Raw genomic sequence first — 14,798 nt, 5'->3', positions numbered from 1 at the left:
AGGTGAATTTATGAAAATCAGATACAAAAATCAGTTCGACAAACAGCGCCGAGATTTGCTTAAAACCATTACCGGTGCAGGCATTAGTCGCGGGCTTTTAAACTCATTTGGCCTTGCTGGCGCGATGATGATTAACCGCTTAGCCGAAGCGCAAACGGGGCCTAAAAAGTCGTTTGCGCTGTATGTGGCCGGTGGTGTAATCCCAGATTTGTACACGCCGAACAGCAATTCGGTAATGAAGCCGATGTCCCAAGGTTATGCTGATCAAGGTGTCGCCGGTGATATTAACTTCCTTGTGGGCGCAGCTACCACCAACCCAGGTCACGGCGCTATGCCGTTCCGTTTTGGTGGCTCTTATTATGGCCAAGCGAGTTTTGATGTGATGATGGCGCGGACCATTGGGGCTAATCATCCGCTGGATGTATTGAACCTAGGGGTTTCCCAGCTAGATACCCAAGGCTCGCCCACGCGCGACGACTTGGGCGGCACCATCAACACCATTAACGATCCACAATCGGCCATGCGGCGCATTACCAGTGCTTTAGGCAGTGGTGGCGGCAATACCGGTGGTGATGGTGGTACTGGCGGTGGCACAAACCCACGCCAGTTATTCGTAGACTTGCACCGCGATGCAATCAAAACGCTCAACAGCAAAGTGCTGGGCCAACACGAAAAAGAAAAGCTAGAAGAGCACCTCAGCTCGATAGAAACCCTCGAAAGCAAGTTAGCCCCTGCCACCGGTGGAGGCAGTGCGCCAGCGCAAAGTACAACGCAAACCTGTAGCAATGTGGCTATGCCTTCCGGTAATGATGGCGACTTTACTTCGCACACCGAGCTACAGCTGGAAATTGCCGCGCTGGCTTTGTCTTGCAATGTTACGGCTTCGGTTTCTTTGTGTTTGGGTGACGATACCAGTGGCTTTAATATTCCGGGCTTTAACGACAAGCTGCACAGCTCGCACCACAACGACGTAACAACCTGGGGCCAGTACATTACGACTGCAGGCTATATGTTTGGCTTGGCAGCTAAAACTGTGCGCAAACTGAAAGATGCCGGTTTATTAAGCGATACCTTGCTGGTGCAAAACTCTGATATGGGTAATGGTAATGCCCACAGTGCAGCTGATACCCCCATGTTTATGGCCGGTGCTGGCGTACGCGCTGGGCGCGTGACCTCTGTGGGCGGTGCATCGCAAATGGATATGTTCGAAACTGCAGCGCGCATTCTAGGCGCCGATTCCCACCCTGCTTTTAAAGGCTGGGGTGGCAGCAACATTTCTGGCGTCGCCAGTTAAGGCTTACTAAAAATCGCAGTGCACGGAAGCGCTGCGGTGTGAGCATTTCAGTACTCTCTTTGTTTATTACCTGCCAGCCTTAAACCACATTTGGCCAAACCACGCTCCAGTAAAGTGGGTGATGCCCCTCGCACAACCAACTTTATACGTAGTTTTACCTATAGAGCACGCCACAAACACTTGTTAGCCTCCGCTTAAACCTAGAAACCGCAGTTGAGAGTCAAAAAGATGCGTATTCCCTTGGTGTGCATGACGTGTAGTAAAAGTATGTAGTAACCCCCATGGACGGGGGAAATGCAGATCACGCAGGAGCGGTTATCTGTCACCTTTTTTTGATGAATCATTTTTATCACGCGTCAGGTGCGCCAAGGGGATGCGTAGACTTTGATGGTTCAACTGCGGTTTTTAGGTTAAACCTATCGCTAGCCTAGCCTTACGAATGGCAAGCTCATTTTTACAGGCCAAGCAATCTAATGGCTCATTATAAACGGGGTTAATTATGTATAAATCTAGCTTACTGGCGCTAGCAGCATCGATAAGCCTTATGGGGTGTGATGGTGCCGTGTGCCCTACTGTAGCAATTCCTGTATACGACATAACGGTGTACGACAGTGTTACAGGAGATACACTGTGCCGCTATCAATGGGGGGGTGAAGATCATGACTGCGAGGTTATGATTAGCTACCATGACAATGACCGCTCGATGGCTGACATTACTGTTACCCTAGCCGGCTACGACAGCCAAATTCAAGAGAATGTCGCCAACCTAAGCAATAAGTACATATGCTTTGATCAGTACTCTTATACCACCGATGTGGAATTCTATTTAAACCCGCAATAAACCACCGACCTTCGCTGGGCGTTTCAAGCCCAGCCGGCGCGCCTATTAAGCAAAGCTCCCAGAGGCATTGCCTTGCCCGTATTCCGGCCTAAGTCGGCGCCCTCAAACATGAATAATTTGCACAACCTGCTGTATTTTAGATAATATCGTGCTCCTGATGTACTTAAGATGGCGTACCTTAAGTACCCTCCACAGCGATTATTCATTGTTTAGTTAAGGGACTACTGTGCACCGGTTATCATTTTGCAGGCTACAAATTATCGACCAAAACATCGTCGAGATAATTTTAGATGATGGCGTAGAAATTAGCGGTCAAATGGTAGATGAATTTTTTGCTGCCATTGAAGGTAAAATGAATAGCCAGATCTCGATACTATTGGATAAAGCCACCCAATACTCCTACACATTTGATGCCCTTATCAAACTGAGCGAATCGACTAAAATCAGAAATATCGGTGTAATAACCTACGATGCGCTATCGCGCAGTAGTGCCATATATATGATGGAGCGATTTAACAAGAGCAAGAAAAATGTAAAGCTCTTTGAATCCCGAGAAGATGCTTTAGCGTGGTTGTGTGACATCACTCAAGTGTGAGCTGTTATTGCATACGGAGAAGTGGGGATAAACAGGCACTTCCCCTGCGCATTACCTCCTCGACATTGTGCTCCTACCCCGATTCGCCACTGCCTATAACATTCTTCACATTCATTATATGTGACTTCCGAGCTACAGAAAAATGATGCTATTCTAGGTGCGTGGGTGATTCATGAGTGGCATGGACTCGGGGTATTCATTCGTTGTTACTCAGCCTAGTTAAAGCCTTGATTTACCTTCAAAAAATTATTACTAAACAAAGAATAATAAATTTACCATAAAAAATAGGATTATATTATGAGTGAAGCAGAAAACCCTTATCAAGCACCAGAGGCAGATTTAAACACCACCGATAATAAAAGCGGTGAGTTCGTGGTACATGAGGCTCAAACAGTTGGCGCAGGTCGCGGCGCGGGTTGGCTATTTGATGGCTTCGGTTATTTTAAAGGTAATGCAGGTAGTTGGATTGGGGTTTGTATTATTGGGTTTGTTCTGATGATCATTCTCAGTATTATCCCTGTTGTAAACTTCGTAGCTGGTATTTTGGGAAGTGTGTGGGTTGGTGGAATAATGATTGGCTGCAAATCTATCCACGATAATCAAGGACTAGAGGTTGGGCATTTATTTGCCGGCTTTAAAAATAAGTTTGGCTCGCTACTGGGTTTAAGCGCCATTTTGTTATTTGTAAGTCTTGGGGTTATGGTGCTGGCAATGGGCAGCCTTTTTATGGCAGCGATGAGTGGAGATACTACAGCCATCGCTGAAGAGGGCGCAATGAAAATGGCCCTAGGTGTGTTAGTTGCGTTAGCGCTAATGATTCCCCTATACATGGCCGTTTGGTTTGCTCCCTGTTTGATTCTTTTTGGCGACAAAGGCGTTTTCACTGCAATGAAAATGAGCTTTTTAGGTTGCTTAAAAAATATCATTCCATTTTTTATTTACGGCATTGTAATGATGGTGCTAGTGGTTTTGGCTTCTATTCCATTGGGCTTAGGGCTATTAATCGTCGGGCCGATGATATTCGCATCCATGTTTATTGGCTTTAAAGAAGTCTATGTCGACTAAGGGGCATCTCTGAAAATGCACTTTTTCCGCGATAGCGGCTTACAGTTTTTTGCTCCTGCAAAACCTGTATTCAGTCCATCCATGGACATTAGCTCCGTCCTCGAGTCCTCACAAATTGGAGGATCAATTTGCACAGCTTGCTGCCCGAAGGGTGAAGCGCATGGATGCGCTGAATGATTTACACCACGTAAACTGCGGCTCTCCGGGCGGTGCTTCCTTGCTCTCACAAAAAAATTACTATTTTTAGAGGTGCCCTAAGATTATTAATGCCACTACTATCTGTAGTGGCTTTTCTTTTCCCTACCGTGTGATATTTTCCCAGATTAAACGAACGATGCTTACCCGCTATTCAGTTCTAGAGTGCACTCTTTTTACCTTACGCAGCCACTTACTTCGAAAGACTTGATCAACACTGGATTCGCTATTCATTCCCAATAAGGTGACAGATAACCGCTCCTGCGTGATCTGCATTTCCCCAATCCATGGGGGTTACTACACCTTTTTACTACACGCCATGCACACCAACGGAATACGCATCTTTTTGACTCTCAACTGCGGTTTCTAGGTCAAACATTTAATTGTTACAGTTTTTCAGTCGGTGTGACTTTAGAGTAGGCTTTTAGATGCTCTATTTTTTTAAACAGTAAAACACTCGACGCACCCTTGCGCTTCACCCTTTGGCCAGCTGGTTGTGCAAATTGATCCTCCAATTTGTGCGCTTCAAGTAGTTAGTGCAGTCGATCCGCGGCCCTATCAATTTTATTCAACAAAAGGAGTCAAAAATTATAGAATAATGCATACATTAAGTATAGGATAACAAGCCATCAAAGTGGTGGCGAATATTGGATGTAGCGGCACGTAAACCTTACTTACCATCACAGCACCTATTAACTTTTTTGGTGCCGTATTTGTCACATAGCAGGACGCTCATAGTTCAAGCAGTAGACATGAGGTACTCTGTGATTAATCCTCCTAGCAATATTCCGCTTAGCTACATCCCTAAAGCTATTATCGAGTTTTTATCGACTCAGGGCGTGGCTAGCTCCGAGGCTTTACGAAATACCGCGATTGAACAATACCTGCTCGATACTACAAACGAAAAAATAAGTTTTGCGCAGTTATCCCAAATTTTTCACAATTGCGTTCATTCGCTAGGAAGCGGCTGCGGCATTAAGGCCGGTGCATATATTCCTTGGTGTTTCTATGGCACCTTGGGCGAAACGGTTAATTGCAGCCACTCCCTTTTTGCGGTTGGGTTGGCATTTAGGCGGTATGTCATACTCACACAACCTTATTATTTCCACTACTATCGCACACCTAATTATCATCTTACGCGTGATCAACATATTGTGTGCCCAGTTCCGGAACTGGAGCTTGGGCATTGCTCAAAATTTTCTAGGAAATTTGAATTTTAATTAAGGCTTGCCACCACACTTAAACTTTTTAAAAGTTGCGGTTTTTGCAGCGATCCAGAATCAGCATTCCACGTTAAACTCAACACGTTGCACAGCTATTGCCAAGATTATATAAAGGCGTACTTCAATGTCTCGGTTGAAATCCATCAGGGCCCAACTCAAATTAGTTCTGCAATTGATGTTTTTACTCAAAAGTGGCGACCACTTCGGCGCCCTATTTTTATAAAACTGCTCGAAGCGCTCGAAAACGAGTATCAGAGGGAATATCCAGATAATTCTTTCACCGAACTTGTTCGCTGGCAGGTTTGTAAATCTTTTGTTAACAGCCCCTCATTGGCGTGCATTGCGTATCAACTGAACATTTCTCGCCGAACACTTACTCGAAAACTGACTCTTGAACAAACCAGTTTTCGCGAAATTTTAAACGAAGTTAGAATGGAGATCGCATGTAGGCACATTTGTGACTCGGAGCTTGGCGTTGATACCGTTGCGGAAATTATGGGGTTTTCAAGCGGTTCCAGTTTGCGGCGGGCTATAAAAACTTGGACAGGAAAAACACCCTTGCAATTAAAAGAACAAAGCGAAAAAAGGCACTGTGCGCAAATGTCGTAGGCTTTTGCAATTCCCTTAGTTCATGCCTGCGCGATAATTTAGCGGCCTTTGGGCACCACGACCGTTGTAAAAAAAGCGCCACGCACGCCTGCTGGCGAGTGCGTAAGTTCATGCCCGTCAGCATCAAACAGCCATGAAGGACCATTATTATTAACATGCAGCACAGGCACATTAAGCTGTACCGCCCGGATACGGCTAACCGCTTTCATTAGGTCTACCTGCGATGCACTATTAAACCAAGCTTGGTTAGAGGATATTGTCGCAAAATCAATGGGGCGGCTTTTCGTCATTGCTGCGAACGCACTCGAAAAAAAAGCTTCATAACAAATACGGCTGCGCCACAGGAATTTACCATTCGTAAAGTCGACATCTCGCCCACCTTCCGTTAAAAAGCGCCCGCCATCACCCAGCAAAAATTCGTCCGCGCCTAAACCTGCTAACCAATCAGGAATAAACTCCCCAATGGGTATCAAGTAGCGCTTATCGTAGTACTCCGTAGTTTGGCCAGCCGCAACATGCATCAAGCTATTGTAACTGCGCCCGGCCTCCCTTCGAATATCTTGAAGGACCACGCTTGTGCCAGTTGAGCGAGTAAATTCATTAAGCTGAGAATGAAAATGTGTGTTCGACCACAACTCCTTTGCCCCTGTTTCTGGCCAAATAATCACATCCGTCTGATCAGCGATTGCCATGGAAAGCTGCAGCTCAATAGGGTTTGCCAATGAGTAATTTGTTAGCTTGGAGCGCTGCCCTGGCAGGGAGTCCGTTTGCACCCACCCTAGCGTTACCGTTTCAACCTCCTTAATAGCTCGAGCCGTCAGAGTTTGCGAAAATATCAACGGCGAAAACCAAAACGCGATCAACGCGATAAGGCCGCCCCAAAATCGGCGATAATTAAAGCGCATAAGTAAGCACCCTGTAGCGGCAGAAGTCAAAACCATTACAAACATAAGGCCGTATTCACCCAGAAGCGCGACCCACTGCAATACCACAACAAACTCGCCCTGGCTGTAAACCCAATTTGCGGGAAACAAAAATGAAGTGGCAGCACAATGGGCAGTCACCACACTGGCAAAAATAACGGGCAACACTATTTTTGAAAAACGCTCAACCAAGACCCTAAAAAACAACAATAAGGCCGCTAGGGTTACGCTCATAAATAGCCAGTAGAGCGAGCACCAAGCAACGGCTTTTAGAAAAGACATGCCTTGCAGATGAAAAAAATTAACAAGCCAATGGCTCGCTACCGCATAGGCACTAAAAAGGCAGACTAAACAATACAGCGAATAGCGCTTGCGCCCCATAAAAAATGCGAGCATAAAAACAGGCGCTAATGAAAACCAGCCAACAATATAAAACGCATTAAAAACAAAAGGCAAGCCAATAATAAGGCCATTTAAAAGTGCCAAAATAAACCACAAGCAAGCATTATTATTTTTAGTGAAATACGAACCCGCCAATAAATTGCCACTTACCAACATCGCACACCCCTATCATTCGCAAAGCGCTGGTAAGTATCAAGCATTAAACGACCACCTTGCATTTCAGAAGCCAGCACCCAAACTTGCAGCAAGGGGTACAGCTCTTGAGAAAAACTATGGGAGTACCCACGTTTAATAGCGCCAATAAATTGGCTAATTTTTTCGGGCGATGGTTTACAGCCATAAATCGTCAATAACTTTTTCTGCCAAATAAGAAATTCTGCATACTCTTCTATAAATCGATTAAAGCTAAGTGTATAACGCGTCTTTTGCACGCCGACAATCTGCTGAATAAATAATTGGCGATACGAAGCGTCATACATAAACTTATGCAGATTTTGGCCCAACTCACGGCGAAAAATAGCATCAAACCTCAACACAGCATTTTCATTGCCCGCACTTAAATACTTTAAGTAGGCGTTTTCCAACGCGCGAATATTTAGGTCAGCCAACGTGTTTTTAATGGCATTATTTTCACCAAAATCTTGCAATAAATTATTTTCGGGTACTTTTTTTGAGACGACAATCTCATTCACTGCATAGCACAGTAGCAAGACAACCGAGCCGGCAATAATATTAATAAAAAAATAATATTGATTTAATAATTTAGAAATAAAAATGAAACGTTACTCCTCGATTTTCACGTAATGTTTGGAACAATGTTATCGATATTTAGCGGCCGATAAAATACTCAGAGCATCGATAAGCCAATTTCACAATAATACGGTCTTTGGTGTCATATCGGAACGACAAAACGCTTTCTAGAATACCCCCGGGATCACGAGAGGCAATAACGCATCTCGATAAACGCAGGGAGCATTGGTTTTAAACGAGGTCAAGTTGTGAAATTATCATCTGTACATTTATCTTCATTTGCACTTTTACTAAGCTTAGCTTTCTGCGCCGGAAACGCGCACGCTTTTGGTGGCAGGGATGACACTACAGGGGGGAGCTACGATAGCTCGGGCGGGAATCAAACCACGCAAGAGCGCGCCGGATCTTCCTGCACGCTATACCGTCCGAGCAACCTTGATGGCAACCACCCCGTAATACTATGGGGCAACGGCACTGGCGCAAGCCCTTCGTCTTACCGGGGGCTATTAAGGCATTGGGCATCTTGGGGTTTTGTTGTACTGGCGGCCAATACCACCAATGCGGGCACAGGCCGCGACATGCTTGAGTGCCTCGATTGGCTTGAAGACTCTTCTATCTCAGGTTATATCAACTTCAACAAGGTTGGCACTTCTGGCCATTCGCAAGGTGGCGGGGGCTCGATTATGGCCGCAACCGATGATCGCATTGCCACCTCTGCGCCAATTGAGGGTTACACCTTGGGCCTAGGCCACGATAGACGTTCACACACCAACCAAAGCGGCCCAATGCTTTTACTTTCTGGCAGCGCCGATACACTCGTCAACCCAACGCGCAATCACGCGGGTCTTTTTAGCCGCACGAATGTACCTGTCTTCTGGGCTATTCTTCAGGGCGCAAGCCACTTTGAACCGGTTGGCGATGGTGGTGATTTTCGAGGTATTACAACCGCGTGGTTTTTATACCAGCTATTTGACGACGCCGATGCCGCCACGGAATTCGAAGGCAGCAACTGTGGCTACTGCAACGCCTCTCGCTGGGAGGTTGAACAAAAGTCATTGTAGTACCATCAAGCTATAGCCCTTAGGCTCTCTTAAAACTCTGAATGCTTAATGGTACAAGTAGGCTAAGCAACTCACAGCTGGCGCAAGTGGATAATCGAAAATGCGCTCAACAATCACTAGCTTTTGCTGGTGGTTGTTGAGTTTTCAGCAATTTAGGCGAAAGAGCCCATATCTAGAATGGACCGCTTTGGTTTAAAACAGGCAATGTTCAAGATGCGGTAACCTCAAACGGGGCGGTAAACTGGATGTTATATCGAGTAAAAGCCTAGGTCTACCTTGCAGTTGAAAAGTTATGTAGCTATTTAATTGCAGGCTGTTTATACATGTTTCGATATCGGTACTCTGGTTGACCAGAAAATATTATTTCAAAATGTAGAGAAATGGTTGGGTCAAAGCCCTTTTTGCGGAAGTCATTATTCTCTACATGTATGCGCTCCCCTCTAATCCAGAGTAATTCTGGTACTACGCTCATGTATAGCCAATCTTTATACATTCTTTGGCGGTAATCAAAAGATAAGAAATAGTCAGTTACATTAAAGTCGGGTTTATCGGTAGCTAGTGCGCCAATGTTATATTGCAAATTTTGGCTATTGCTTATATATCTGTGCAAAGAAAAAATCTGAGCAAACTCAAAGTTTTTATAACGGTGTTCATACTGGGCCTCTGAAGTTGTAGATATTTCCCAAAATTCATTAGCCTTAAAAGTGAGCTGCCCTTGTGTTCTCTCGCCCCAACTTTTTTGATGATAGTGCCAAATATATTGGGAAAAGTAGCTTTCCCAATGATCGTTGATCTGGGTGTTATAGTTAAGCTTAAAACGGTAAAAGACATCGATTGGGTCTCCTGAAGAAAGCCCAATACCATGCTTAACTTTGAAGGAGCTACTTTTGTTTTTTAAACCGATACCTAATACGCCATCTTCTTTTTCGCTTGCACGATTAGATCGTAACACCCGACTGCTAAGGCTATCATGCTCTTCAGGGTCGCTATCGAAGAACAGATTGAAGCGCTCTTTAGTGCCTGGTAAATCTAAGCGGCCTCGCACCTTTAAGCGATTGTCATAATAATTTAAATGGCTATAGGTATTGGTCCACTGAACGGAAACATAGCTTGTATTCTTCCTGTCTGCTAAGGTGCCAGAGGCAAAGTAGGTATCTATATTGCTAGCTAATGAGTCAACTTTGCCAGAAACCCAATCGTGACTTTTATCACTGAGAGCAACAATTAGATACTTAGAGTCTTCACTACTGCTTGTTACCTCTTGGGTAGAGCCAATGGGTGCTATGAGTAATGACCCTATCAAAATAGTAGGATGCGGCACCCAAAAGGCTCTAAGGCTATTATAAGAACATTTCAGATAACACAAACTTTCGCTACTCATTAAGGAGTTGATGGGTCACATTATCTAACCGTTAGAGAATCTTAATCAAGCTTAAGTGCGATAAAATTGCTAATCTCTATTCCTAGCATTGGAATATCTGTAAAAATGTACTTTTCGCGATAGCGGCGTCACTGTTTCTGGCCCCTAAATAGCTGCTCTTCGGTCATAGCTCCTCGACATTATACTCCTGCAATGTCTAATAAGAGGCCTCCTGCCTCGATGCATTATCTAATGATGTATATCCCTACAAAAATGCGATGTGTAATATGAGGCCTCCCGCCTTGATAGGTCGGTCCATTTTCTGCGCTAAGCATCGCTTCTTGATCTTACAATAATTACTTTTTTCGCGTTCTCAAGCCCATTTATCCTTTTAAAATATAATTCTATAAAAGCATAGCCAAATACAGTAATTCCACAATTTTTTAGAATCATTATGTTTCTACTGCTGTAAATTATGAATGCTATATTTTTATAGAAAAATAGCTACCTCTCTAGTTATCGAATATTTTATTATTTCAGTACCGACATTAATCGCTTACGCTTTTTCCCATTTAATATAGCGCCAATCAAAGTTGCACGCACGCAAGTATCGTAAAGAATAATCGAAAATATAATGGTTGTACTTGAAATGAGGGCCCACTTCATACCCCAATGTAGCGGCAGCTCTGCAAAAGCAACTTGTAGCCACACTACTATGGGTAGGTGGATAAGGTAAAGCCAATAAGAAGCGTCTGAAAAGTAGCGGATAATTTTACTTTGGCGATTAAATAGTGTTTTAAATAGCCCAAGTGTAAGCGCGATTAAAGTCCACATCATTACTGCGTAGCTCAGCATAAAGTTTACTTTTAACCAAGTGTAGTAAGGTAAGCCCGTCTGCATTTCAAAGCTAGAAAGTTTGACGCTGGCGCCAACCGAAAACAAGCACAGCGCCACTTTAAACCCAGTAATGCGGGAAAAACTATCAATACAGTTAGCTTGGCGATGCATTAACCAGCCGAATAAGAATATTCCTCCATAAAGTAAGGTGACGGGGATGTGCGGTATAAGTGATTTATCGGGTGTATCTACGCCCCAATGATCCATAAACCACAGGCATACGGCAGTCGGTATGGCTAGGGCGATTAGTGCGAACGGGGAGCTGCATACCCAGCATAAAGCTTTATCTGCCCGCACGGCTAAGTAATTTTTAATAGGTGTATGTAAGTAAATAGCGCAGCGTGCTACCAGTATTACAGCAGTCAGCAAAAGCAGATAGTACAAAAACCATAAATGCGAACCTGTTAAAAATCCCTTCGGTAGTTCACCTAGGGTGGTAACCCCAGCAAGCAATGCGCCGCTAATATCAACATCGCCACGCAAGCTGGCTGCGCCCATTATCCAGCCAGATACAATAAGCGGCCGCAATATAAGCCAACCAATAATAAACGGTATAGCAATGCGCACCGTGCGCGATTGTATAAATGCTTTAGTCCCTTGGTTGTGAAATGCCATGTGGCTAAAAAAACCGGCAATTAAAAAGAACAGCTCCATACGAAATGAATGGCTAATAAGCATAAACACTGGCACCACAGGGCTTGTTGAAATATCCATTACTGCCCAACCAATATACAGTGGCATAAAAGATAAGCTCGCATGGAAAACAATACCTAAAAGCAAAGCAAAGGCGCGCACGGCATCGAGGTAATCAAGGCGTTGATTTTTAAGCATTGGTTGAGTCATGGTTTTTCCGTATTGTGGTGCACAGCTTTAGTGCCATTAAGTATGAGCGGTGTGATTAATAAAAACTGATTTCATCAATGGCGTAGTCGAAGGCGCCTGGCTGTGGGCTAAAAGCCACTATGCTTAGGCTGTGCAGGGCTTTAGTGTTTAAGGCAGTTTGCTCGGACCAGGCACGCTTCATGGTATTGAAAGGAATGTTTACTTCGTGGAATTTACCGTCGGCTACCACCGCAATGGGCTTGGCGTGGTAGTCGAAGTTGGTGACTTCAGTGCTATTGGCGGTAATCGAAATGTTGCCAGCACTCACCTTAATGAGCATGCGGATCCCTTTAAATTGGCTGGCGTCTTGTGCTTGGCCTTCCGGCCCCAAAGGCAGTACTGTACTAGCCCAACCTGGCTGGCCGCGCGGCGGCAGTATGCTGCCTTTCAAATATAAGATGCCTTCTTTTTGGACCTGCTCGGTAGTGGTGCTGCCACCGGCTAGTACATCACTTAAATACTGGCGTTCAATGCCTAAGCCATTGTTTTGCGCATGGCTAAAGTCGTCGATAGTGGCTGCCAAGGGGGCAGCAAAGCTGCTTGAAGCAGCTAACAGAGCTGTTAATGTAATGCAGTGGCTACAAAATTGTACGGCAGATTTGAATACGTTCATGATCGATTCCTGACTTAATCGGTTAATAAATTCGATGCTTCAGGGTGGTAAAGCACCGTGTTGCGTTGATTAAGTGCCAAGTGCGAATGCAAAGGTGACAAAAGAAAATAAATATTTTTGTATTCAATAGGGTTTACTGAGTACTAAGCGTGTACAGAAAGGAATAAGGAGAGTGAATATCAAATTATTTTTTAACAAACCTGTCACCTTTCAGTGCGCAATAGGCACCTAAGAGCATCACAAACAGATAAAGATAATTTTATGAGCTTTTTCACACGTAAAAAACAACAAAATAGTAGCGATGCCTCTTTGGTGTTGGCCTCTTTAGGTGGTGACCGCGATGCTTTTTGCATAATCGTCGCACGCTACCAAAGCTTACTTTGCTCGGTTGCTTATTCATCTGTTGGTGACGTTAAACACAGTGAGGATATTGCCCAAGAAACATTTGTTGAAGCATGGAAGAAGCTTGAAACCCTGCAAGACCCAGAGAAGCTAAAGTCATGGTTGTGCGGTATTTTACGCTTTAAAGTCAGTCGTTATCGCCGCAAAGCGGCCAGTCAGCCTATAGAGGGTGCCGAGGATATTACCGAAGGCGAGGACCACGAAGCAGGCCAAATTGGGCTTGAAGAATCCGCCATCCGCGAGCAGGAGCAAGCTTTGCTATGGCAAACCCTAGAGCAAATCCCTGCAAACTATCGCGAGCCCTTAGTGTTGTTTTATCGCGAGCATCACTCGGTTGCCCATGTCGCAAGTGCTCTGGATTTATCAGAAGAAGTTGTAAAGCAGCGTCTGTCGCGTGGCCGCAAGCTATTGGAAAAAGCTATGGTCACATTTGTGGAGGATACTCTGGCGAAAAGTGCACCGAGCTTGGCCTTTACTACTAGCGTTATTGCGGCTATAAATTTGGCGTCTCCACCGGTACAGGCTGCCACACTAGGCGCCGGCGCAGCCAAGGCGGGTTCTTTATTGAAATGGACGGGCCTAGTCACTTTATTGGCTGCGTTTTCTGGCGTTATTAGTGCATTTTTTGGTGTGCGTGCAGGTTTAGCGCAATCGCGCACGCAGCGCGAGCGGCGCAGTGTTATTGTCTTAACATCATTATTTTTTATTTTCGCGATTATTTTTGTTGCAGGCATGTTTGGCTTTAAGCACTTAGCTGCACAACATATTGTTAGTCCAACATTATTAGCGGTAATTTCACAGTTGTGGGTTTTAGGCTTTGTATTCAGCTACCTATGGTTAACAATGTATTTGTTGCAAAAAACGCGTAACCTTAGAGCGCAGGAGCGAATATTTAACCCCGACGCTTTTACACACCCCGCAGACAGCCCCAGCGCTAAACAGCGCGAATTTAAAAGTAATGCAAGCCTATTCGGTGTGCCTTTATTTCATTTTCGCTTTGGTACCCCAGAAAAAAATGACGGCCCAGTTGTGGGTTGGGTAGCCGGAGGCGACCGTGCTTATGGGCTATTGTTTGCTTGGGGTGGCATTGCCGTTGCACCTATTAGTGTGGGTATCGTGGCGGTGGGCGGGCTGAGCATAGGCGCTGTTGGTATTGGTGTACTGGGTATAGGTACGGTAGGTATTGGGTTTGTGGGCTTTGGTGCTGCCGCATTGGGGTATAAGGCCTATGCATCAATGTCAGCAATGGGGTGGGAAAGCGCCTTTAGTGGCGGTTTTTCCATCGCTAAAGACGCTGCTATTGGCTCTTACGCTTTTGCCCAACAGGTAAACAATGAACAAGCCGCCGATATCGTTCAGCTAGCACTTTTTGGGCAAGGTTACCTTTGGCTGTTAGGCACAATTGCAGCGCTTGTCATTGTCCCTGCGGCTTGGCATTCAAGGGAAGTACGGCGACGAATGAAGCGGTGATAGTTAAACCTAAAAACCGTAGTTGAACCATCAAAGTCTACGCATCCCCTTGGTGCACCTGACGCGTGATAAAAATGATTCATCACCAATAAGGTGACTACACATTTTTACTACACGCCATGTACACCAACGGAATACGCATCTTTTAAAAATATTGGGAAAATATTGGGGACATCCATAACACTAATCTGCCAAAAAAATAAAAATCACGAACTA

Annotated in this window: 13 protein-coding genes; 8 read left to right on the top strand and 5 right to left on the bottom strand. The window is 44.9% G+C overall.

Features of this window, described 5'->3' with window-relative positions; all coding sequences use genetic code 11:
* Positions 1-10: 10 nt before the first annotated feature.
* The 6 genes from MARGE09_RS21245 to MARGE09_RS21795 all read left to right on the top strand — a co-directional run bounded on the left by MARGE09_RS21245 (position 11) and on the right by MARGE09_RS21795 (position 5,822).
* Positions 11-1,294, top strand: a complete 1,284-nt coding sequence (locus MARGE09_RS21245) for a DUF1552 domain-containing protein (protein WP_236985182.1) — start codon at positions 11-13, stop codon at positions 1,292-1,294.
* A 499-nt stretch (positions 1,295-1,793) separates the two neighbouring features.
* Complete coding sequence (locus MARGE09_RS21240; protein WP_236985181.1) at positions 1,794-2,135, top strand: hypothetical protein; 342 nt, start codon at positions 1,794-1,796, stop codon at positions 2,133-2,135.
* A 226-nt stretch (positions 2,136-2,361) separates the two neighbouring features.
* Entirely contained in the window at positions 2,362-2,730 is a 369-nt protein-coding gene (locus MARGE09_RS21235) for a hypothetical protein (protein WP_236985180.1), read from the top strand.
* 297 nt (positions 2,731-3,027) lie between these two features.
* On the top strand, positions 3,028-3,795 hold the full coding sequence (locus MARGE09_RS21230) for a BPSS1780 family membrane protein (RefSeq protein WP_236985179.1): 768 nt from the start codon (positions 3,028-3,030) through the stop codon (positions 3,793-3,795).
* 947 nt (positions 3,796-4,742) lie between these two features.
* Entirely contained in the window at positions 4,743-5,210 is a 468-nt protein-coding gene (locus MARGE09_RS21225; protein ID WP_236985178.1) for a hypothetical protein, read from the top strand.
* Positions 5,211-5,297: 87 nt separating this feature from the next.
* Complete coding sequence (locus MARGE09_RS21795; protein WP_420828078.1) at positions 5,298-5,822, top strand: helix-turn-helix domain-containing protein; 525 nt, start codon at positions 5,298-5,300, stop codon at positions 5,820-5,822.
* 38 nt (positions 5,823-5,860) lie between these two features.
* On the opposite strand, the gene lnt is transcribed toward MARGE09_RS21795, so the two are convergent.
* Together lnt and MARGE09_RS21215 are read right to left on the bottom strand one after the other, a co-directional pair.
* Complete coding sequence (lnt, locus tag MARGE09_RS21220; protein ID WP_236985177.1) at positions 5,861-7,303, bottom strand: apolipoprotein N-acyltransferase; 1,443 nt, start codon at positions 7,301-7,303, stop codon at positions 5,861-5,863.
* Complete coding sequence (locus MARGE09_RS21215; RefSeq protein ID WP_236985176.1) at positions 7,294-7,839, bottom strand: hypothetical protein; 546 nt, start codon at positions 7,837-7,839, stop codon at positions 7,294-7,296. The genes lnt and MARGE09_RS21215 overlap by 10 nt, the downstream gene beginning before the upstream one ends.
* Before the next feature lie 306 nt (positions 7,840-8,145).
* Between MARGE09_RS21215 and MARGE09_RS21210 the strand changes: the two genes are divergently transcribed.
* On the top strand, positions 8,146-8,958 hold the full coding sequence (locus tag MARGE09_RS21210) for a poly(ethylene terephthalate) hydrolase family protein (RefSeq protein ID WP_236985175.1): 813 nt from the start codon (positions 8,146-8,148) through the stop codon (positions 8,956-8,958).
* Between the two features lie 298 nt (positions 8,959-9,256).
* Here the strand turns inward: MARGE09_RS21210 and MARGE09_RS21205 are convergent, their stop codons facing one another.
* The 3 genes from MARGE09_RS21205 to MARGE09_RS21195 form a co-directional block, all read right to left on the bottom strand.
* On the bottom strand, positions 9,257-10,279 hold the full coding sequence (locus MARGE09_RS21205; RefSeq protein WP_236985174.1) for a hypothetical protein: 1,023 nt from the start codon (positions 10,277-10,279) through the stop codon (positions 9,257-9,259).
* A 570-nt stretch (positions 10,280-10,849) separates the two neighbouring features.
* A complete protein-coding gene (locus tag MARGE09_RS21200) occupies positions 10,850-12,058 on the bottom strand; it encodes an acyltransferase family protein (RefSeq protein ID WP_236985173.1) in 1,209 nt (402 codons plus the stop codon).
* Between the two features lie 55 nt (positions 12,059-12,113).
* Positions 12,114-12,710, bottom strand: a complete 597-nt coding sequence (locus MARGE09_RS21195; RefSeq protein WP_236985172.1) for a CIA30 family protein — start codon at positions 12,708-12,710, stop codon at positions 12,114-12,116.
* 261 nt (positions 12,711-12,971) lie between these two features.
* Between MARGE09_RS21195 and MARGE09_RS21190 the strand changes: the two genes are divergently transcribed.
* Positions 12,972-14,582: an RNA polymerase sigma factor gene (locus tag MARGE09_RS21190; protein ID WP_236985171.1), complete on the top strand. Its 1,611-nt coding sequence runs from the start codon at positions 12,972-12,974 to the stop codon at positions 14,580-14,582.
* Positions 14,583-14,798: the final 216 nt, after the last annotated feature.

This window comes from Marinagarivorans cellulosilyticus (genome assembly GCF_021655555.1).
GTDB lineage: Bacteria > Pseudomonadota > Gammaproteobacteria > Pseudomonadales > Cellvibrionaceae > Marinagarivorans > Marinagarivorans cellulosilyticus.
The sequence above is the reverse complement of the archived record's forward strand: the minus strand, read 5'-3'. Positions and strand labels throughout refer to the sequence as shown.